Genomic DNA, 20266 nt, shown 5'->3' on the forward strand with positions numbered 1-20266 from the left:
GACGGGACCTACCGCGCCGTCCAGCCGCCGTCCGCGGCGAGCGTCTCGCCGGTGACGAAGCTCGCCGCGTCGCTCGCGAGGAAGACGACCGGACCCGCGATCTCCATCGGGTCCGCGAAGCGGTTCTGTGGCGTCCGGTCCATGATCGACTGTCGCAGGCGCTCGTTCTCCTGCAGCGTCTCCGTGAGGTCCGTCGCGACGTACCCCGGAGCGACCGCGTTCACCCGCACCTCCGGCGCCCAGTCCAGCGCCGTGCTCTTCGTCAGCCCGACGAGCCCGTGCTTCGAGGCGACGTACGGGTGCTGTTTCGGCAGGCCGACCTCCCCGGCCACGCTGGCGACGTTGACGACGCTGCCGTTCGCCTCCTTTAGGTGCGGCCCGGCGGCCCGAATGGTGCGGAACGCGCCGCGCAAGTTCACGTCGAGGACGGAGTCGACCGCGTTACTCTCGATTTCGGCCGGGTCGCCGAGCGCGTCGCCGGGGTTGAACCCCGCGTTGTTGACGAGCACGTCCACGGCGCCGAACGCCTCGACGGTCTCCTCGATCAGGGCGTCCACATCGCCGTCGTCGGTCACGTCCGCGGTGATCGCCCGCGCCTCGACGCCGTGCTCGCGTGCCTCGGCGGCGACCGCCTCGACCTCCGCCGCGGTTCGCGCCGAGGGGACGACCGCCGCCCCCGCGGCGGCCAGCCCGAGCGTGATCGCCCGCCCGATCCCGCGGCCGCCGCCGGTGACGACGGCGACCTTCCCCGACAGATCCGGGAGGGCGTCCTCGGGCGTCAGGGCGGCGCTGTCCGGCGTCGAGGAACCGTCGTCGCTCATTCTTCTCCCCCCTCGCCCGGCGCGTACGGGAGATCCGGATCCTCGACGGCCTCACGGAGCGTCTTCTTGTCGAACTTGCCGGTCGCGGTCTTCGGGATCTCCTCGCGGAACCGCACGTCGTCCGGGAGCCACCACCGCGGGAACTGGTCGGCGAGGAACGTCCGGACGGCCGCCACGTCGAGCTCGCGGTCCGCCTTCGGGACGACGAACGCCAGCGGGCGTTCCTGCCAGCGCTCGTGGGGCGCCGCGATCACGACCGCCTCGCTCACGTCCTCGTGGGCCATCAGGGCGTTCTCCAACTCGATGCTGGAGATCCACTCCCCGCCCGACTTGATCACGTCCTTGACGCGGTCGACGACTTCGATGAAGCCGTCCTCGTCGACGGTGGCGATGTCGCCGGTCCGGAGCCAGCGCGCCCCCCCGTCGTCGGCGTCGACGAAGTCCGTCCGGTTGGCCTCCGGGCGGTTGTAGTACTCCTCGACGACGGAGGGCCCGCGGACGAGCAGCTCGCCGAACGCCTCGCCGTCCCAGGCGACCGCCTCGCCGTCGTCGTCGACGACCCGCATCTCCAGCCCGGGGGAGAGCAGCCCCTGCTTCGCGCGCTTGTCGAGTTTCGCCTCGCGGTCGTCGTCGTCCATCCCCGAAGTCGGCCGGGAGACCGAGCCGATGCTCATCGTCTCGGTCATGCCCCACGCGTGTTCGATCGTCACGTCGTGTTCGTCCTCGTACCGACGCATAACTTCCCGGGGAGCCGCGCTCCCGCCGACGACGATGCGCTCCAGCGAGGAGAGGTCGCCGCCGTGTTCGTCGAGGTGGTCGAGCACGTCGATCCAGACGGTGGGGACGCCCGCGGTGAGCGTCACGTCCTCGGACTCGATCAGCTCCACGAGGTCCGCCGGCTCCGGAGACGGACCGGGATACACCTGTTTCGCCCCCGCCATCGTCACGGCGTACGGGAACTCCCAGGAGTTGACGTGGAACATGGGGACGACGGGCATCACCACGTCGTCCTCGGCGATGTCGAGCGCCGTGGGCGTCATCACCATCATCGCGTGGGCGTAGATCATCTTGTGCGTGTACTCGACGCCCTTCGGCTTCCCCGTGGTCCCGGAGGTGTAGCACATCCCGGCCGGGTCGTCCTCCGAGAGCGGCGGCCACGAGGTCATCGGGTCGGCGTCCGCGATCAGCGCCTCGAGCGCCGACAGCGGTAGGTCGGACTCCGTCTCCGGCACCGAATCGCCCATGACGACGACCTCGCGGACGCCGTCGATCCGGTCCCACAGCCGGTCGAGCGTCGCGACGACCTCGCGGTCGACGATCAGCACGTCGTCGTCGGCGTCGTTGATGATGTACTCGACGTGGTCGTCCTGCAGGATGGGGTTGACCGTGTGCAGCTGCGCGCCCGAGAGGGGGACCGCGTAGTACGCCTCGAAGTGCCGGTGGGTGTTCCACCCGAGGGTCCCGACGCGGTCGCCGGGCTCGACGCCCAGGCCCGCGAGCGCGGCCGCGAGCCGGCGGACGCGGTCGCCGAAGTCGGCGTACGTGTACCGGTCGACCCCGTCGCGGGTGCGCGAGACGACCTCCGTGTCGGGGAACAGCCGGGTCGCCCGCCAGAAGAACGGGCGGAGCGTGAGCTCCTCAGGCATCCGCGGTCCCCACGGAGAGGTACGTTTCGAGGAGGTCCTCGCGCTCGCGGATCTCCTCGACGGTGCCGTCGAAGACGATCTGTCCGGTGTCCATGATGTAGCCCCGTTCCGCCAGATCGAACGCGAAGTCCACGTTCTGTTCGGTCAGCAACACCGTGACGTCCTGGTCGACGACGGTCTGGACGATCTCCCGGAGGTCGTCCACGATGACCGGCGCGAGCCCCTCGGTTGGCTCGTCGAGCAGCAGCACGTCGGGCGACTGTACGAGCGCGCGGGCGACCGACACCATCTGCTGTTCGCCGCCGCTGAGGTTCTGTCCGTCGTTGTTCCGGAGCGGATCGAGCGCGGGGAACAGCTCGTACATCTCCTCGACCGGCCGCGGGTCGCTCGCGAGGTTGTGGGCGAGCCGGAGGTTCTCCTGAACGGTCAGGGTGGGGAACACTCGCCGGTCCTCCGGCACGAGCGAGATCCCGAGCGCGTTGATCTCGTCGGGCGAGAGCCCCGAGATCTCCTCGCCGCGGTAGGTGATCGACCCGGTCCGCGGCGGCGACGCGCCGACGATGGAGCGCATCGTCGTCGTCTTGCCCGCCCCGTTTCGTCCGAGCAGGGCCACGACCTCCCCCTCGTCGATCGAGAGGGAGATCCCGTGGAGGACGTGGCTGTTCCCGTAGTACGTGTCGATGTCGTCGACGTCGAGTATCGTCATACGCTATCACTCCCCAGGTACGCCTCGGTCACGCGGTCGTCGGTCAGGACGTCCTCCGGCGTCCCGTCGGCGAGGATCGCCCCCTCGGCGAGCACGACGATCCGGTCGGAGATGTCGGTGACGACGTCCATGTTGTGTTCGGTCACCACGAACGTCGCGTCCAGGTCCGCGTCGAGTTCGCGGATCAGCGAGACGATCTCGGTGACCTCCGTCGGGTTCATCCCCGCGGTCGGCTCGTCCATCAGGAACACGTTGGGCTCGATGGCCAGCGCGAGCGCGATCTCGACCGTCCGCTTTTCGCCGTGGCTCAGCGTGTCACACGTCGTGTCCGCGATGTCGGTGAGCCCGGTCAGCTCCAGCAGCTCCTCGATGTCGGCCTCGAGCTTTTCGTCGCCGGTCGCCCGCGACCGGAAGTCCAGCCGCGTCTTCTCGTGGCTGATCCGCGCGACGCGGACGTTCTCGCGCACCGTCAGCCCCTCGAAGATATTCGTTATCTGGTAAGACCGCGAGAGGCCGGCCTGGGCGACCTCGTGCGGCTCCGAGTCGGTAATGTCGCGGAGCCCACCGTCGCCTCCGGCGCGGCCATCGCCGCCGGCAGCATCGCCGTCGCCGACGACGGCGGCGTCGCCGCTCCGTAACCAGATCGAGCCGGCGGTCGGCTGTAGCACGCCGGTCAGCAGGTTGTAGAACGTGGTCTTGCCGGCCCCGTTCGGCCCGATGATGCTGGTGATCTCGCTGTCGTCGATCTCGATCGAGACGCCGTCGACAGCGGTCAGTTCGCCGAACTGCTTGCGGAGGTCTTCGGTTTTGAGAACTGTCGTCACGAGTCGTCACCCCGGTCGGTCCGCGCGTCGTCGCTCCCTGAGTCGTCGGTCGGCTCCTCCCCGGTTCCGCCGTCCGCGTCGTCCCCGAGCAGCCGGTCCCGCGCCAGCAGGAGGCCGCCGACGGCCCCCTGCTTGAAGTACAGCACGACGCCGATGAGCAGCGCGCCGAAGAACAGCTCCCAGTACGCTTCCAGCGTGGGGAAGCGGCTGATCGCCCAGCGGATGTACAGGAAGATGAACGCGCCCACGATCGGCCCGGAGAAATACGTCGCGCCGCCGATCACGGTCGCGATCACGGCGATCGCGCTCGTCGACCAGTGGGTCAGTCCCGGCGAGGCGACGCTCGCGAGTCCCGCGCGCAACACGCCGGCGATCCCGACGATCGCCGCCGAGATGATGAACGTCATCCAGCGGTGGTGTCTGACGTCGATCCCGAGCGCGGCCGCGCGGTCGGGGCTCTCGCGGATCGCCTTGCAGACGGTGCCGAACGGGGAGTTGACGACGCGCCATGTCCCGTACGTCGCCGCGGCCACGACGGCCACGGTGAGCGCGTAGTACGTCCGCCGTGCGCCGATCCGGAAGCTCGACCCGCCCAGGTCGACGCTCCCGAGCAGGACGATGATCCCGTCGGTCCCGTTCGTCAGCCCCGCCGGGTCCTGGATGATGAGCGAGTAGCCGATCATCCCGAACGCGAGGGTGATCAGCGCGAAGTAGATCTCCTCCAAGCGCACGCTGAGCCACCCGACGGGCACCGCCACGACGACGACGAGCGCCAGACCGACGACGCCGCCGACGACGAACGTGACGAGCGGCGCGATCCCGGACCCGACCACGTCCGCGAACACGGGCGTCAGGTCCCGCAACACGATCGCGAGCCCGTACGCGCCGCCCGCGTAGAACAGCCCGTGACCGAACGACAGCAGGCCGGTGTAGCCGTACAGCAGGTTGAACCCGAGCGCGAACAGCGCGACGACGAGGAAGTCGGTGAACAGGTAGACCTGGAAGGACGGCCCGAACGCCATCAAGATCAGGCCGATCGCGCCGAGGAGGCCGAACCGTTCGCGGGTCCAGCCGTCCGCGACCGCGGAGCCGAACTCGCGAACCCGGTCGCCGGTGTCGGTCGTCGAGCTCATTCGCCGAGCCCCCCGAAGAGCCCCTCAGGCCGGAACAGCAACACGATCACCATCGCGAGGAACGGGATCGCGATGCTGCCGGCGCTGATGAACTGCGGGCCGAGACTCTGCATCATGCCGATGAGCATCGCGCCGACGAACGCGCCGCCCATGGAGCCGAGCCCGCCGATGACGACGACGATGAACGCGTCGATGATCACCTGGTCGCCGAGCGCGGGGCTGGTCGACTGCAGCGGCGAGGACAGCGCGCCGCCGAGCCCGGCGAGCACGCTCCCGAGGAAGAAGACCCCCGTGTACAGGCGCGGCACGTCGACGCCGAGCATCGACGCCATCTCGCGGTCCGAGGAGGTGCCCCGCACCAGCGAGCCGAAGTACGTCCGCGTGATGAACAGCCAGAGGCCGACCAACACCGCCACCGCGAGGCCGATGACGACCAGCCGGTACGCGCCGAAGGAGCTCCCGCCGAGCGAGACGGAGAAGTCGAACAGCGCGGGCGGCTCGACCGAGTACGACCCCGACCCCCAGATGAAGCGGACCGTCTCGTGGATGATGAGCACGAAGCCGAACGTGACGATGAGCTGGTCGAGGTCGGCGTCGACCCGGTCGTACAGCGGCCGGATCACCGCGAACTCGATGGTGGCGCCGACGACGCCCACCGCGAGCGCGCCGACGACGGCGGCCAGCCAGAAGTTGTCGATGACGTTCGTCACGACCGCGAGCGTGACGTACGCCCCGAGCATGTAGAAGCCGCCGTGCGCGAAGTTGAGGACGCCGAGCACGCCGAAGATGAGGCTCAGTCCGACGGCGATCAGGAAGAGCCGACTGCCGAGGCTCAGCCCGATGACGACGTCGGAGATGCCGATCAGTGGAACGAGGGATGATAGGCTCATGGAAAACACGTCGGGGGCGGGTTAGATGCCCGTCGGCAGGTCGGAGTCGCCGAGCGCCTCGGAGAGCTCGTCGGGGCCGGCCTCGTACCTGTTCACGGGATCGAGGACGTTGCTCTCCCACTCGTCGTCGTACGAGACGGTCCCCCAGATCGACGCGACCGTGGCCTGGTTCGTCTCGCTGAACTGGTAGTCACCGACCGGGCCGGAGTGCTCCATCCCGGTGAACTCGTCGACGAGGGCGTCGGCTTCGGTGCTGCCGGCCGACTCGATCGCCTCCTTGTACAGGTAGACGGCGCGGTACGCTCCCTCGGCGTTGTACGTCGGGAGCGTGTCGTGCTCCTCGTAGTAGGCGTCACGGAACGTGTTGTTCGCCTCGGTGTCGGGGACGAACGGGTCGTACCGGGTCGAGGCGTACTCGCCCTCCGGGAGCGGGTTCCCGTCGCTCGCGAGGTCCGTCCCCATTCCGACGCTGAACAGCGTGTGGTCGATCTGGTCGAACCAGCCCGCCTCCTCGGCCTGGCCGATGAACGTGGTGAGGTCGGCTCCCCACAGCGGCGTGATCACCGCGTCCGGCTCGGCGTCGAGGATGGAACTGATGTAGGGCGTGTAGTCGCTCGTCGCCAGCGCCGGGAACTGCTCGGCGGTGAACTCGGCCTCGACCCCGAGGCCCGCACAGAAGTCCTGGAAGTAGTCCCACGTCTCGTAGCCGAATGCGTAGTCAGGGCCGATCGTCGCCCACTCCGTGGCGTCGAGCTCCCCGGCGGTCCGCGCGGCGCCGTAGATGTCCTGCGCGAGGCTGTTGGAGTCGCGGAACACGTAATCGTTGCCCACGGAGTCCTCGTGTTCGCCCTCCGGCGAGGTGACGAACGGCGTCGCCGCGTGCGTGATCATGAACGGCATCTGGAGCTGTGCCACCTGTGGCGCCACGGCCTGGGCGACCCCGCTGGAGTCGAGCCCGAACAGCCCGTCGACGTCGTCCTCCTCGACGAGGCTCCGTATCTGCTGGATCGCCGTGTCGGCGCTCGCCTCGCTGTCGCGGACGATGATCTCTACGTCCTGCCCGTCGATGCCGCCGTTGTCGTTGATCTCCGACTGGGCCATTTCGATACCCCGCTCGGCGGCCTCGCCGTACAGCGAGGCGAACCCCGAGAGGATGTACGTCGCACCCAGCCGCACCACGTCGTCGCCGCCGCCCGTACAGCCGGCCAGCGCGACGCTCGCGCCGGCGCCAGCGGCCTGCAGGAACCGTCGCCGACCGACCGACGATCGGTTTTCCGAATCCCTCTCGACATCCCCTGTCCGGTTACGCTTGTTTCCGACATCCGAACCTGCAGTTACCATTGTTAACGATTATCCCTGTGTGTCGGTCCTATATAAATATGCGGGTAGCTACCACACGTCGCGTTGCCATCCAACGTGACCCGGCGGTCGATCGATCCCCGTCCGATCCGATCACACGAATCTGTCAGATCCATCGGCAATCCTCTGAATAGTCCTCTAAAAAACACTTCACTCTACGCTCAGTTGGTGTTTCTCTCGACGAGGATCGCGAGGATCGAGTACGCCCCGGTCGCGGTCGGGATGCTCTCTCCCGGTTACGATCCGGATGCTCTCTCCCGGTTACGATCCGGCCGCTGTCTCGGCACAGGCGACGGTGTGCTGGTGGGTACCGTCGTCGGATGGTCGGGGGAACTGTCGGGTGCGTCCCCTCGTCGGTTCGTCCCGAGCGTCTTCCCGCCGAGTCGCTGCCCGCTTGCGATCTCGCGGATTCGGCACGAGTCGGATCGACTTCGCCGATCGGTTCTGCTCCGTCGTTCCTATCGGTCGTCCGATAGCGATAATTCTCGATAGTTATCGGATCAGCTACTATTCAACCAAATTGGTGGGTTGTGCGAGGGCACCGTGAACGCCCGCGGACTCGGTCTCGTCCTCTGCCCGAACGCCACCTCGGCCGCAGTCGCCTTGGCCACAGTCGCCCTGGACGCAGTCGCTCTGGACGCAGTCGCTTCGGATTCGGTCGCTCTCGGGGACCCTACGAGAGAATGTGCCGCTGGATCTCGTTCGACGCGCTCACCACGAGGCCGGCGATGTCTTGCTGGAGGGACTTGCCGTCGAGTCGGTCCTTGGGACCGGTGAGCGACACGACGTACGTCGGCCCGTCGCTACTGTCGATCGGCGCCGCCACGCTGTACTGGTCCTCCTGGAACTCGCCGCGGCTGAACGCCAGCCCTTGGACGCGAACGGTCCGGATCTCCTCGAGTAGCGATTCGGTCTCGTGGCTGGTCCCCTCGCGCACGAGGGCCGCCGCACGCTCCTCGGGGAGCGTCGCGAGCACGACCTTCCCCGCGGCCGTCGTCGCGAGTGGCAGCTCCTGGCCCACGGACAGCCAGTGGCGCTCGACCAGTTCTCCGGCCGCGGTCTCCGTGACGATCGGCGTTCCGTCCCGCGTCTTGACGAAAGTCGCGAACTCGCCGGAGGTCAGCGCCAGATTCCGAAGGGTGCCACGGATGGCCGGGAAGCCCGGGATCGCCATCCGCGCCTGCTCGCCCAGAGCCAGTACGCCCGCGTCCACCCGATAGGTCCCGTCGACCCGTTCGAGGAGTTCCAACTCGACCAGCGTCGAGAGGTGGTTGTACAGCGCCCCCTTCGAGACCGACACGCGGTCGTTCAGCTCCATGAGCGTGGCACCGCCGCTGTCGGCCACACATCGGAGGATCTCGACCGATGTCTGCGTCGTCCGGACCGGGTTCGCTGCCTCCGCGGTTGTCATGGGAGGACGTAACACTCCGGTGCGCAAAAGGCCATCGCTCACCAGTTCGCGACGCTTCCGTCTTCGTAGTTCCACGTCGGGCCCTTCCAGGAGGTCTTCTTCCCCGCCTGCTCGCGGATGTACGACTCGTTCATCTCGATGCCGAGCCCGGGCTCGTCGTCCATGAACATGTAGCCGTCGGACCGCGTGAACGGGCTCTCGTCGGCGAGGTAGTTGAAGAACTCGTTGTCCTGCTCGGCGTAGAACTCGTCGTGCTGTTCCTGCAGGATCGAGTTCGGCACCGCGAACTGGACGTGCATCGAGGCGGCAAAGGACACCGGCCCGACGGAGCACTTCGGCATCAGCATGATGTTGTACGCCTCCGCCATCTTGCCGATGTTGACGACCTCGGTGATCCCCCCCGCGTGCGATATCGCCGGCTGCACGATGTCCACCGACTGGCTCTGGAACACCTCCCGGAAGTCCCACCGCGAGTACATCCGCTGGCCGGTCGCGAACGGGATGTTCGTCGCCGCGCTCAACTCGGGCAGGTTCTCGTTGTACGAGGGATGGACCGGCTCCTCGACGAACATCAGGTTGTACTCCTCGAGCATCGACAGCAACTGCCGCGCGACCCCGGTGGTGACCCGGCCCCGGAAGTCGACCGCGAGGTCGACGCTCTCGCCGACGGCGTCCATCACGGCGTCGACCCGCTTCTGGACGTTCAAAACGATCTCGCGCGTCCGCACCCGCGCGGGCCGCGTGTGAGCCATCAGTCCCAGCGTCGTGTATCCGTCCTCGACCGCCGCGACCGCGACGTCCGCGAGGTCGTCCGGGTGGTCGCCGCTGAGCCACTGGTACACCTGTACCTTGTCGCGGACCGGTCCGCCCAACAGCTCGTACACCGGCTTCCCGAGAGCGCGTCCCTTCAGGTCCCACAGCGCCTGGTCGATGCCCGCGATCGCGCTCATCAGGACCGGGCCGTTGTTGTAGTGGTCACCCATGTACATGCGGTACCAGAGGTCCGCGATGCGTCGGGGATCCGAGCCGATGACGTAATCCTCGACCAGCTCCGAGAGGGCGCTACAGAGGGTGGTCGAGCGCCCCTCCAGGGCCGGTTCACCCCAGCCGATCACCCCGGTATCCGTTTCGAGTTTGAGAAAGACCCACCGCGGGGGGATCGCGAACAGTTCGTAGTCGACGACTTCCATACTCTGGTCTCTCACCGCCCCGTCTTCAAGATTGGTCCCGCCGCCAGCGTCGCCGCCTCCGGATTCGCGCGGCTCTCGGACCACACGAGCCGTCCGCGTCGCGACCGTCACGTCCGTCCCGGTCCGGGTATGAGTTTTGCAGAGCTAAATCCATCACGGTCGATCCGCATCCTACTCCCGAACGCTTCGCCTCGCCCGCCGTATCGACCCCTGCCGCGAGCGCGGAGGGGCTCACGGCCGCGGTCGCACGCGTTCGCCCGTCGCCGCCGACGCGGCCGTCCCCGGTTCGGTCAGGTCCGGGAACCCGGCCCGCTCGCGTCAGGCGGATAGTTATGTTCGTATTCTGATTGCTCTCTATTCTCATACTCTATCTGCTATGTACTAAAACACTGGTACTGGATAATTCTCCACGTTATTTTTTTAGAATTGGCATTATTACCGGTGTCACCCGCGATACAGACAGTTATTTATCGTATTCCCTCATAGACCGAGTTTGTCTCCTGAATATCATATCGAACCAACTACTTCTCGAATATTTATATGACGTTCGTTCCGTCGGCGTCTGACCGGTCGACTTCGTTCGGACGTCGGTCTCTCTCCCGACATTCCATTACACATGTACTACTGTAATTCTACTTCTCGCCCGCGCCCGTCTGCTGTCGGCTATTCTCTCCCGAAATTTAGCAGGACTAAACCCATCGGGTTGGGTGTGGAGCGTTCACATACGATCAAAGGCGGCCGCGGCCGGAACGGCCTCGACTCCGCGATGCTTCTCGCGCGGACGACTCGAACGGGCCGCGAAACCGTCTTCGGTCTGCCGGATTTAGATCTCCTAAACGAACAGCCGCCAGCGGGCGACGGGGTGGAATGCGGAACTCAACCAAGGTTTTATGCCCAATCACCGTATCTAGAGGGCTGTAATGCGAAGAGTAACCTTTAGAGATCCCGCGGGAACCGAACGAACTGGAACGCTGACCGACGGTGAGGTGGCGTTCGGCAACCGGACGTACGACCTGGACGAGGTCGAACTGCTGCCGCCGGTCGACCCCTCGAAGATAGTCTGCGTCGGGCTGAACTACTCCGACCATGCCGAGGAGACCGACTCCGAAATCCCCGACCGCCCTCTCCTGTTCATCAAGACCCCGAACACGCTCGCTTCGCCGGGATCGACCGTGCAGCTCCCGGAGGACAAAGAGCGGATCGACTTCGAGGCCGAGCTCGGGGTCGTCATCGGATCTCAGTGCCGGAACGTGCCTGCAGACCAGGCCGAGGAGGTCATCGCGGGGTACACGTGCGTGAACGACATCTCGAACCGCGACGACCAGCGACAGGAGCAGAACTGGGTGCGCGGCAAGGCGTTCGACAACGCCGCACCGATGGGCCCGGTACTGGCGACGCCGGACGAGGTCCCGGACGACGCGTCGATCTCCCTCCGCGTCAACGGCGAAACCCGGCAGGACTCGACGATCGAGAACCTGATCTTCTCCGTGCCCGAACTCATCGAGGAGATCACGACGCTGATGACCCTCGAACCGGGCGACGTCATCGCGACGGGGACGCCGGCGGGCGTCGGCCCGCTCTCCGACGGGGACGAGGTCGCCATCGAGATCGAGGGGGTCGGAACGCTCTCGCACGACGTCGCCGCGGGCGAGTTCGCCGGGACCGTCGAGCACGACTTCATGCCGAACCTCTAACCATGTCGGTAACCGATAAACAGCAGTTGGTGCTGGGCTGCCGGCTCCTCGACAAGGCCGGACTGTTCGACGAACACGGCCACCTCAGCGCACGCCAGGAGGACCCGGACGACGTCCTCATCAACGCGTTCGCGAGTCCCGCGACGACGACGATCCGCGACTACATCGAGGTGGACCTCTCGGGGACCGACTACCCCGACAGCGCGCCCGGCGAGACGCCGATCCACACGCAGACGTTCCGCAACCGCCCCGACGTCGAGGCCGTCTGTCACCACCACGCGCCGTACACGACGCTGTTGTCCAGCGTCGGCATTCCCCACAAGCCGGTCCATCCGAACGGGGTCATCCAGAAGGAGCCCTTCCCGGTGTTCGAGGATTACCACACCGAGGGCGGCATGCTGGTGACCACCGAGGACGAGGGACAGGACCTCGCCGACGCGCTGGGCGACCACGAAGCGGTCGTGCTCCGCGGGCACGGCGTCGTCGTCGTCGGCGACAGCGTCCCCGAGGTTGTCGTGAAGAGCCTCAAGATGGAGTATAACGCCGAACTGCTCTACAAACAGGCGGTCGTCGGCGAGCCCTGGTACCTCCCCGAATCGCTGGTCGAGGAGAACGTCAACAACATGACGAGCGAAGGGCAGATCGTCAAGACGCTGGACTACTACTTCACGAAGCTGTAAGGCGGCCTACTGCTGTGCCGCCTCGACGATCCCGTCGATCCGAACCAACATACAGGCGGCGTCGACGCTCGTCGAGATCGCGTGGCGTTTCACGGTCAGCGTGTCCCGAACGCCGTGTTCCGTGGCGTCGATCACGGCCCCGTTCTCCAGGTCGATCCCGGCGTTCAGCCGTCCGTCCGCGTGCGCGGCCCGCTGATCGTTGAGTCGGTCGATCGGGTCGAGACCCGCGTTCCGCACGAGGACTCTCGGGATCGTTTCCAGCGCGTCCGCGAAGGCGTACGCCGCGAGTTGGGCTTTGTCCCCCCGCCGCCGAGCCGCCGCCTCGACGGCTCGGGCCATCTCGATCTCGGCCGCTCCGCCGCCGGGCACGACCCGGCCGTCGTACGCCACCTGCGCGACGACCTCGACCGCGTCCGACATCGTGCTCTCCAACTCCTCGCGGTGGGCGTCGCTCTGGCTGAACAGCAGGACCGTGACGGCCCGCGCGTCCGGCGTGGTCACCGTCGTCCGTCCCTCGTCCCAGTCGTACGCGACCGACCCCGACACGGTGTCTCCGTCTCCGATCCCGTCGAGAGTCGTCGGGATCCGCGTCTCGAACGTCCGCCGCAGGAAGCGGATGTCGGGCTCGCTCACGTTCGTCACGCAGGTGACCCCGTGTCGCCGCAACCGCCCTCGAACCGCGTCGTCCACCGTTCCCGAACAGAGCAGGACGGTCGCCCCGCTCTCCCGGATCCGCTCGGTCGCCCATGTGACCCACTCTCGGTCCTCCGCGGCGAACTCCGAGGGGTCGTACGTCGCGCCGTCGACGACGGCGGCGACGTCCGTCTCCTCGCGCGTGATCGATCCGTCCACGACGAGGATCTCCGCCTCGCCGGTCGTGTGATCGCCGGTCCGTCGCTCCGGCGTCGCCTCGAGCATGGCGCCGGACACGAGGCGTGACTCCGCCATGTCCCGGCCCCCCGCCGTTCGAAGGCGGATGGCGTCGAGGTTGACGTCGTAGCCGTCCGTCACCCGTTCGACGGCCCGCACCGCGAGTTCCGCCAGGTGTTCGCGCTCGTACGTCGCGTTCGACCCGGCCAGCGTCGTCCGTGCGACATCGCGGGCGACCTCGCGGTCGGTGAGGTCGTACGTCGTCGCGATTTCCGTCAGCCGACCGCGTGCGGCGTCGGCCGCCAGCCGATAGCCCTGGATCACGCTCGTCGGGTGGAGCCCCTCCTCACAGAGGTCGAGCGCGTGCGACATGAGCTCGCTCGCGAGGACGAGCGCGGTCGTCGTCCCGTCCCCGGCGTTGAAGATCTGGCTGTTCGCCACCTCCCGGACCGTCCGACTGACGGGATCGGTGAGGTGGAGGTTCCGGAGAACGGTCACTGCGTCGTTCGTGACGTGGACGTTCCCACCGTTGTTGACGACGAGCTTGTCCCGGCCGAACGGTCCCATCGTCGTCGCCACTATCTCCCCGACCGATCGGGTGCTTTGCGTCGCCTGGCTTCGGGCGCGGTCGTCCCACTCTACCTCGACGTCCTCGCTGAGGATCGATTCGATCGACTTGCCTGTTGACGTCCGTGACATGAATGGTCTCGCTAGGTCGCTCGCTCGTAAATAGCCTCGGGGAAAATCGGTGCCGCTCGGCGACTACGTGCCGCCGATATCGCTCAATTCGACGTCGCTCCGCCAGTCGAACGCGCGCCGTTCGATCGGTTTGAAGACGCCGTATTCGATGAGGATGATGATGAACAGGAAGACGGCGGCCCATGCCCACGCCTCCTCGTACTGGTACACCTGGTAGGCGTGTTCCAGTTTGTACCCGACGCCGGCCGACCCGGCGAACAGCTCCGCGATGATGGTGACCTTCCAGCCGATCGCGAGGCCGAACCGAACCGCCGAGAAGATCTGGGGGGCGATGTTCGGCAGGACGACCCGCCAGAGGACTCGCCGCCGTGAGATGGAGAACGCGTTCGCCATCCGAAGCAGGTCGTGGTCGATGTTCTCGACGCCCTTCCAGATGTTGATCGCGACGTACGGGAACACGGTCAGCGTCGCCGCGGCGACGGGAGCGAACCGGAGCGTCCCCAGGGCGATCGACCCGTACGAGAAGACGAGAAACGCCACGGCCGCCCACGCCAGACCGGGAATGGACAGCCCGATGTTGACGTAGGGCGTGAAGAAGTTCTGACTGTAACTGTTGAGCCCCATCAGGATGCCCAGCGTTCCGCCGAGGATCATCGCGAACAGGAACGCCCAGAACAGCGACTGGAACGTCGTCGAGATGTGGATCCAGGCCGTCCCGTCCGCGACGAGTCCCCACGCGAGACCGACGGTCTCTATCGGGGTCGGCAGCAGCTCGCGCGGGAACTGGGCCGCGAGTAGCGACCAGAGGACGAAGCCGACTCCGATCCCGATCACCCGGGCGAACGAGTCGGAGAGCAGCGACTTCACGTCCCCGTTCAGCAGTTGGACGTTGTATCTGGATAGCTGTGTGCGGATTGACATACTAATCCTCGTCGATGGAGTGGAACGTGTCGATGGCCTTCTGCCGGAACTTGAGGAACTCGTCGGAGTCGATCCGGCGGGGGCGGTCGAGCGGGACCTCCAGGTCCCCGTAGATCTCCCCGTCGCCGAGCATCAGCAGGCGGTCGGCCAGCTGGATCGCCTCCGTCATGTCGTGGGTGACGAAGAACACCGTCTTGTTCAGCTCCGACCAGAGGCTGATGAGCTCCTTTCGCAGCTCCTCGGCCGTGATCTCGTCGAGGTTGCTGAACGGCTCGTCCATCAGCAGGACTTCGGGGTCGATACTCAGCGCCCGCGCGATCCCGACGCGCTGACGCTGGCCGCCCGACAGCTGTCCCGGGTACTTGTGGTAGTGGTCGGAGAGCCCGACCAAGTCCAGGTGCTGTTTCCCGACTTCCTCCGTGTAGTCGGGGTTGTCCTCGTTCACGAACTCGATGTTCTGCAGGTTCGAGTCCCACGGCATCAGCCGCGGGGACTGGAACACGTGGCCGAGGGTGACGTCACCGCTGCCGTCCGCGGTCTCGAACCGTACTCGACCCTCGGTCGGTTCCAGGATCCCGCTCACGATGTTCAGCATCGTGGACTTCCCGCTGCCGGACTTCCCGAGGAGGCAAACGAAGCTCTCGGGCTCGATGTCGACGTTGATGTCCTCGAACACCTGTTCGTGGCCCTCAGCCGTGTCGAACTCCTTGGCGAGGTTCTCTATGTGAATGGAGCCGGCGTTGTTCGTGGTGAGCGATTCGTCGGTCGGCGCTGGTGATGATTCTGAACTCATTGTTAGGACCACCCGACGGAGTCGTTCTGCCGCCAGGCGAAGACGCGTTTTTCGATCTGCGCTAACACGCCGTATTCCAGGAACAGCAGGAACACGGTGAAGAAGACGACCCAGGACATGACGCCCGCGAGGTCCAGGACCCGCATCTCGAAGCGGATCATGAAGCCGATCCCCTGCTCGGCGGCGATGTACTCCGCCAGACTCGCGATCTTCCAGCTCAACGCGAGCGCGTACCGGAGCCCGGCGAACCAGTCGGGCAGGACCGACTGGATGATCACGCGACGGATGACCCGAAGCCGGGAGACGTCGAACGCGTTGGCCATCTTCAGCAGGTCGTTGTCGATGTTGTTGATGCCGCCGTACACGTTCGTCGCCAGGTACGGCGTCGCGACGATCGCTGCGGCGGCCGCGGGCGTCGTCGCCCCGAGCCCGAACCACATCGCCGAGAAGATCGCGACGAAAAGCGAGGGGACCGCGATGCCGATGGTGAGGTAGTCCTGGAACGCCTTCTCCCAGAAGTCCCACCATCCGACGAGGATCCCCAGTGCGGTACCGGCGAAGAGCGCGATCCCGAATCCGTAGGCGACGTGTGTCAGACTCGCGAGGAAGTGCTCGACCCACACCATGCTCACGAGGAGGTCCCGCGTCGCGATGACGACCTCGGTCGGCGAGACGAAGGACTCCTGAATCGGCGGCAGGACCCGATAAACGACCGACCAGACGAGGACCAACGCGACGATCGACTCGACGAACACCACGGACCGGTTGGTGAACAGCGAGTCCGGAAGCGCGTTGGCCAGTCGGCGCGGCTGAGACGTACTCATGTTATTCGGTCGCGACCTGGCGGTACTCGAGGTTCTCCTCCCAGCCCTGCGTGAGGAAACCGACGTCCTGGGCCGAGCGGAGGAAGTTCTTGTCCTCCTCGATGAACGATTCCGTCAGCTCGATGTCCTCGTAGATGACCGGTAGGTCGTTGTCCAGGTCCAGGTTGAGCCCCCAATCGAGGACGTACTGCGCCTGGTCCATGTTCTCCAGTCCGAGCTGATTGAGGTGCTCTTCGTCCTCCTCGATGCGGCCGATCGGGTCCTCGTACAGCCAGTCGAGCCCCTCGGAGAAGGACTGGACGATCGCTCGCGGGGAGCCGGGGTACTGAGACGCGTAGTCCTGCGAGCAGGTCCACGAGTTCAGCTGCGGCGCGTTGAACCCGTCGAGATCGGCCATGATGCTCCCGCAGCCGAAGATGCTCGTGATCGTCGGGTCCTCGTCGTTGTACTCCGCGGGTGCCATCGTCGGCGCGGCCCCGTGGATCGGGGACGTCGTCCCCATCGCCGCGTCCCCGCCCTCGACGAGCTGCGGGACCGCCGAGTACTCGGCCGTGGTGATGCTGTCGAAGTCGCTCGACTCGTCGTCAGTGAAGTTGTAGCCGAACGCCTCCTGGATGATCATCGGCATCATGATGCCGGTGCCGCCACCCCAGCCGCCGAGCGCGAACACGTCCTGCTGTTCGTTGAGCAGGTCCATCGACGCCTGCGGGCTGCCCGAGGTCTCCGGGTCGTAGTCGCCGCCGCGTGCCCCGACCACCTGCATGATCTGAGGCGCGAGGTTGGCGTTGACCGCGAGCGGGATGTCCCGCTCGCCCGCCAGCTTCGCCGCCTCCAGGGAGCCGAACGTCTCGAAGTCGGCGCCACCTGAGGTGAAGATCGCCGCGCCCTCCCAGCTCCGGGAGACCTCGACGTTCAGGTTCTCCTCGCTGTAGTGGTCCGCGAGGATCTCCGTGTCCTCGGCGAGATAGTCCATGATGATCCCCTGGAACCCGGTCGGGGCGAGGAGGAGTCGTACCGTCGTCTGCGACTCCTGACCACCGTTCGAGTCACCGCCGTTTCCTCCGCCGTCACCGCCGCCACCGCCGTCTCCGTCCGGACTGCTCGTACATCCCGCCGCGGCCGTGAGCAGTCCCGTGCTCGCTGCCGCGCCGGCCTTCATCACTTTCCGGCGCTTCCACGAGTCGTCCGCCACTTCTTTATTATTTCTGACATTACTGTCCGACGTCCCACCGTCTCCGCTAGGGCTGTCACTGGTTGCCATGCGACTGGGTAGATAGCCTAAGATTATATAAAGGTTAAGCATAATTCGGGATAGTGCACGGGAAATACTATCTCAGGTAATTACTGGATTGCATAACTCCGTTCACGTTCGGGAGAGCCGCTGGTAGAACCAGTGAATATAACCGATAATGACCGGCCGAGCCTGTCTCGCCAACGTGGCGGTCTCCGCGCGCCCGGTGGGCCGATGCGTTCGGGTCCACCGGCTCTCTCGGGCGGCGTCTTCGACGGAAAAATGGTGCCGGGCCGCTAGTCGTCGGCCGGTTCGGCGCCGCCGGAATCGGCGTCGACGTTCACGGCTATCTCGGCCGCAGCCGCCTTGTACTCCGGGATCTTCGCGCGCTCGTCGAGCACGTCGTTCGTCAAGCGGTTCGCGGAGGCGGCCGCGAAATGCGGCGTGGTCCACACGACGCCCTCCTTGATCGCCTCGGTCACGTTGGCGCGGACGTCGATGGATCCGCGCCGGGACCGCAGCGTCACCTCGTCGCCGTCCTCGATGCCGTAGTGGGCGGCGTCGTTCGGGTGGACGTCGACGAAGTTCTCCGGGTGCTGGCGCGACAGCGTCGGGGACCGCCTGCTCATCGTCCCCGTGTTGTAGTGTTCCTCGAGGCGCGCGGTCGTGAGGATAAGCGGGTACTCCTCGTCGGGCGTCTCCACCGGCGGCTGGTGGCGGACGCCCTCGATCTTTCCGAGCCCGTTCTCCGTCTCGAAGGCGTCCTCGTAGAGGTACCGGTCCCCTTCGTCGCCCGGCTCGTAACAGGGCCACTGGATCCCCGTCTCGCCGAGCCGGTCGTAGGTCATGCCGTGGTAGCTCGGACACACCTGCCGGAGCTCCTCGAAGACGGCCTCCGGGCCGTCGAACCGGAAGCCCTCCTCGCCGAACAGCCGACTGCCGACCTCCATCAGGATCTCGAGGTCGTGTTCCGTGTTCTCGTGCACCTTCTGGACCGGCCGCATCCGCTGGACGCGACGGTCGGTGTTCGTGACGGTGCCGCCCCGCTCCGCCCACGTCGTCGCCGGGAGCACCACGTCGGCGTACTTCGCCGTCTCCGTCATGAAGATGTCCTGCACGACGAGGAACTCCAGCTCCTGGAGGCGCTCCTCGACGCGGTTCCCGTCGGGCTCGCTCATGATCGGGTTCTCGCCCATCACGTACAGCCCGTGGACCGAGTCGCCGGCCTCGTGGGAGATCTCGACGTTCGTGAGTCCGGGCTCATCGGGGATCGTGAACCCCCAGACGTCCTCGACCGACTCGCGCGCCTCGTCGTCGTCGACCAACTGGTAGCCCGGGAGGACGTTCGGCATCGCGCCCACGTCACAGGTTCCCTGGACGTTGTTCTGTCCACGGAGAGGGTTCACGCCCGTTCCGGGCTTGCCGAGGTTCCCGGTCACCAACGCGAGGTTGATCTCGTTCTGGACGTTGTCGACGCCGCAGGTGTGCTGGCTCATCCCCATCCCCGTGAAGATGGCGGCGTCGTTCGCCATCGCGTACTTCTCGGCCGCGAGCTCGATGTCCTCGAGGGGGACCCCGCACTCCTCGGCCGCGGCCGCCTTGTCGAAGTCCGCCAGCGTCTCGCGGAGGTCCTCGAACCCCTCGGTCCGCTCGGCCACGAACGCCTCGTCGATCCAGCCCTCGTCCGGGTTCTCCTCGTGGCGCTCGAGGATCGTCTTCAGGACGATGTTGAGTAGGGGAATGTCCGTCCCCGGCTCCAGCTGGAGGTGCATGTGCCGCTCGGTGCCCTCGATGTCGAACGACTCGGTCGTCTTGTTGGCGTGGGGGTCGACCTGGATCACGGTCGCGCCCTCCAGGACCGCCTGTCGGAAGTACTGGCTGTTGGCGATCGGGTGCTGCTCCCCGGGATTCGCGCCCTGGATCCAGAGCAGGTCCGCGGACTCCTCCAGGTCGGCCATGCTGTTGGTCATCGCGCCCGCGCCGAGGCTGGTTCGCAGCGCCCACACGGTGGAGGCGTGGCACATCCGGGTGCAGTTGTCGACGTTGTTCGTGCCGTACCGGCGCGCGAGCTTCTGCAGGAGGTAGTTCTCCTCGTTCATCGTCTTCGAGGAGCCGAAGAACCCCATCGCGTCCGGGTCGTGTTCCTCCCGGATGCGCTCCATCTCCTCGACGACGCGGGCGTAGGCCTCCTCCCAGGTCGCCTCGCGGAACTCCCCGTCCTCCTTGACCAGCGGATCCGTCAGGCGGTCCTCGTGGTCGACGACCTCGGTCGCCGCACCGCCCTTGATGCAGATGCGACCCTCGTTCACCGGGGCGTCCCCCCACGGGAGGAAGCGCATGTCTCCCGGGTCGTCGTCGGGATTGACCTGAATCCCGCAGCCGACCCCACAGTACGGACAGATCGTCTTGACCGGATCGTCCTCCTTACTGGACATTGTCATCACTTGTGAGACGTACGTTCACATGACTCAATATTCGGGACCGCTGATAAAGTCACCGACCGCGGGACCGGTCATCGGTCGACACGCCCGACCGCCGAACTGCCTCCGAGCGGCGTGTCTACCTCCGAGCGGT

17 protein-coding genes are annotated in these 20266 nt (G+C 66.4%); 2 read left to right on the top strand and 15 right to left on the bottom strand.

Annotated features, from left to right (window positions below; translation table 11 throughout):
* Window positions 1-8: 8 nt before the first annotated feature.
* From ACQE3L_RS08060 to dgoD, 9 genes are all read right to left on the bottom strand, one after another.
* A complete protein-coding gene (locus ACQE3L_RS08060; protein ID WP_426963305.1) occupies window positions 9-821 on the bottom strand; it encodes an SDR family NAD(P)-dependent oxidoreductase in 813 nt (270 codons plus the stop codon).
* Window positions 818-2467 carry a long-chain fatty acid--CoA ligase gene (locus tag ACQE3L_RS08065; RefSeq protein ID WP_426963306.1) on the bottom strand — a complete coding sequence of 550 codons (1650 nt, stop codon included), beginning with the start codon at window positions 2465-2467 and terminating at the stop codon, window positions 818-820. Before ACQE3L_RS08065 ends, ACQE3L_RS08060 begins: the two co-directional genes overlap by 4 nt.
* Window positions 2460-3173, bottom strand: coding sequence for an ABC transporter ATP-binding protein (locus ACQE3L_RS08070; RefSeq protein WP_426963307.1), 714 nt, complete (start codon window positions 3171-3173; stop codon window positions 2460-2462). Before ACQE3L_RS08070 ends, ACQE3L_RS08065 begins: the two co-directional genes overlap by 8 nt.
* Window positions 3170-3997, bottom strand: coding sequence for an ABC transporter ATP-binding protein (locus tag ACQE3L_RS08075; protein WP_426963308.1), 828 nt, complete (start codon window positions 3995-3997; stop codon window positions 3170-3172). Before ACQE3L_RS08075 ends, ACQE3L_RS08070 begins: the two co-directional genes overlap by 4 nt.
* Window positions 3994-5130: a branched-chain amino acid ABC transporter permease gene (locus tag ACQE3L_RS08080; RefSeq protein ID WP_426963309.1), complete on the bottom strand. Its 1137-nt coding sequence runs from the start codon at window positions 5128-5130 to the stop codon at window positions 3994-3996. The genes ACQE3L_RS08075 and ACQE3L_RS08080 overlap by 4 nt, the downstream gene beginning before the upstream one ends.
* Window positions 5127-6020 carry a branched-chain amino acid ABC transporter permease gene (locus tag ACQE3L_RS08085; RefSeq protein ID WP_426963310.1) on the bottom strand — a complete coding sequence of 298 codons (894 nt, stop codon included), beginning with the start codon at window positions 6018-6020 and terminating at the stop codon, window positions 5127-5129. Before ACQE3L_RS08085 ends, ACQE3L_RS08080 begins: the two co-directional genes overlap by 4 nt.
* A gap of 21 nt (window positions 6021-6041) precedes the next feature.
* Window positions 6042-7361, bottom strand: a complete 1320-nt coding sequence (locus tag ACQE3L_RS08090; RefSeq protein WP_426963311.1) for an ABC transporter substrate-binding protein — start codon at window positions 7359-7361, stop codon at window positions 6042-6044.
* A 691-nt stretch (window positions 7362-8052) separates the two neighbouring features.
* Window positions 8053-8790 carry an IclR family transcriptional regulator gene (locus ACQE3L_RS08095; protein WP_426963312.1) on the bottom strand — a complete coding sequence of 246 codons (738 nt, stop codon included), beginning with the start codon at window positions 8788-8790 and terminating at the stop codon, window positions 8053-8055.
* 38 nt (window positions 8791-8828) lie between these two features.
* A complete protein-coding gene (gene dgoD / locus ACQE3L_RS08100; protein WP_426963313.1) occupies window positions 8829-9980 on the bottom strand; it encodes a galactonate dehydratase in 1152 nt (383 codons plus the stop codon).
* 920 nt (window positions 9981-10900) lie between these two features.
* Between dgoD and ACQE3L_RS08105 the strand changes: the two genes are divergently transcribed.
* Together ACQE3L_RS08105 and ACQE3L_RS08110 are read left to right on the top strand one after the other, a co-directional pair.
* Window positions 10901-11674, top strand: a complete 774-nt coding sequence (locus ACQE3L_RS08105) for a fumarylacetoacetate hydrolase family protein (RefSeq protein WP_426963314.1) — start codon at window positions 10901-10903, stop codon at window positions 11672-11674.
* A 2-nt stretch (window positions 11675-11676) separates the two neighbouring features.
* Window positions 11677-12354 carry a class II aldolase/adducin family protein gene (locus ACQE3L_RS08110; RefSeq protein WP_426963315.1) on the top strand — a complete coding sequence of 226 codons (678 nt, stop codon included), beginning with the start codon at window positions 11677-11679 and terminating at the stop codon, window positions 12352-12354.
* Window positions 12355-12360: 6 nt separating this feature from the next.
* Here ACQE3L_RS08110 and ACQE3L_RS08115 read toward each other — a convergent pair whose 3' ends face one another.
* The 6 genes from ACQE3L_RS08115 to fdhF all read right to left on the bottom strand — a co-directional run bounded on the left by ACQE3L_RS08115 (window position 12361) and on the right by fdhF (window position 20127).
* Complete coding sequence (locus tag ACQE3L_RS08115) at window positions 12361-13923, bottom strand: TCP-1/cpn60 chaperonin family protein (RefSeq protein ID WP_426963316.1); 1563 nt, start codon at window positions 13921-13923, stop codon at window positions 12361-12363.
* A gap of 63 nt (window positions 13924-13986) precedes the next feature.
* Entirely contained in the window at window positions 13987-14844 is an 858-nt protein-coding gene (locus ACQE3L_RS08120) for an ABC transporter permease (protein ID WP_426963317.1), read from the bottom strand.
* 1 nt (window position 14845) lies between these two features.
* Window positions 14846-15637: an ABC transporter ATP-binding protein gene (locus ACQE3L_RS08125; RefSeq protein WP_426963318.1), complete on the bottom strand. Its 792-nt coding sequence runs from the start codon at window positions 15635-15637 to the stop codon at window positions 14846-14848.
* A gap of 2 nt (window positions 15638-15639) precedes the next feature.
* On the bottom strand, window positions 15640-16461 hold the full coding sequence (locus tag ACQE3L_RS08130) for an ABC transporter permease (RefSeq protein ID WP_426963319.1): 822 nt from the start codon (window positions 16459-16461) through the stop codon (window positions 15640-15642).
* A 1-nt stretch (window position 16462) separates the two neighbouring features.
* On the bottom strand, window positions 16463-17722 hold the full coding sequence (locus tag ACQE3L_RS08135) for a hypothetical protein (RefSeq protein WP_426963320.1): 1260 nt from the start codon (window positions 17720-17722) through the stop codon (window positions 16463-16465).
* A 266-nt stretch (window positions 17723-17988) separates the two neighbouring features.
* Window positions 17989-20127, bottom strand: a complete 2139-nt coding sequence (fdhF, locus tag ACQE3L_RS08140) for a formate dehydrogenase subunit alpha (protein WP_426963322.1) — start codon at window positions 20125-20127, stop codon at window positions 17989-17991.
* Window positions 20128-20266: the final 139 nt, after the last annotated feature.

The organism is Haloparvum alkalitolerans (genome assembly GCF_050122995.1).
GTDB classification, from domain to species: domain Archaea; phylum Halobacteriota; class Halobacteria; order Halobacteriales; family Haloferacaceae; genus Haloparvum; species Haloparvum alkalitolerans.

Coding starts and splice junctions, on each gene's coding strand:
- ACQE3L_RS08065 (WP_426963306.1), bottom strand. CDS start 2,467: ATGCCTGAGGAGCTCACGCTCCGCCCGTTCTTCTGGCGGGCGACCCGG.
- ACQE3L_RS08105 (WP_426963314.1), top strand. CDS start 10,901: ATGCGAAGAGTAACCTTTAGAGATCCCGCGGGAACCGAACGAACTGGA.
- ACQE3L_RS08110 (WP_426963315.1), top strand. CDS start 11,677: ATGTCGGTAACCGATAAACAGCAGTTGGTGCTGGGCTGCCGGCTCCTC.
- ACQE3L_RS08070 (WP_426963307.1), bottom strand. CDS start 3,173: ATGACGATACTCGACGTCGACGACATCGACACGTACTACGGGAACAGC.
- ACQE3L_RS08095 (WP_426963312.1), bottom strand. CDS start 8,790: ATGACAACCGCGGAGGCAGCGAACCCGGTCCGGACGACGCAGACATCG.
- ACQE3L_RS08120 (WP_426963317.1), bottom strand. CDS start 14,844: ATGTCAATCCGCACACAGCTATCCAGATACAACGTCCAACTGCTGAAC.
- ACQE3L_RS08085 (WP_426963310.1), bottom strand. CDS start 6,020: ATGAGCCTATCATCCCTCGTTCCACTGATCGGCATCTCCGACGTCGTC.
- ACQE3L_RS08125 (WP_426963318.1), bottom strand. CDS start 15,637: ATGAGTTCAGAATCATCACCAGCGCCGACCGACGAATCGCTCACCACG.
- ACQE3L_RS08115 (WP_426963316.1), bottom strand. CDS start 13,923: ATGTCACGGACGTCAACAGGCAAGTCGATCGAATCGATCCTCAGCGAG.
- dgoD (WP_426963313.1), bottom strand. CDS start 9,980: ATGGAAGTCGTCGACTACGAACTGTTCGCGATCCCCCCGCGGTGGGTC.
- ACQE3L_RS08135 (WP_426963320.1), bottom strand. CDS start 17,722: ATGGCAACCAGTGACAGCCCTAGCGGAGACGGTGGGACGTCGGACAGT.
- ACQE3L_RS08130 (WP_426963319.1), bottom strand. CDS start 16,461: ATGAGTACGTCTCAGCCGCGCCGACTGGCCAACGCGCTTCCGGACTCG.
- fdhF (WP_426963322.1), bottom strand. CDS start 20,127: ATGTCCAGTAAGGAGGACGATCCGGTCAAGACGATCTGTCCGTACTGT.
- ACQE3L_RS08090 (WP_426963311.1), bottom strand. CDS start 7,361: ATGGTAACTGCAGGTTCGGATGTCGGAAACAAGCGTAACCGGACAGGG.
- ACQE3L_RS08080 (WP_426963309.1), bottom strand. CDS start 5,130: ATGAGCTCGACGACCGACACCGGCGACCGGGTTCGCGAGTTCGGCTCC.
- ACQE3L_RS08060 (WP_426963305.1), bottom strand. CDS start 821: ATGAGCGACGACGGTTCCTCGACGCCGGACAGCGCCGCCCTGACGCCC.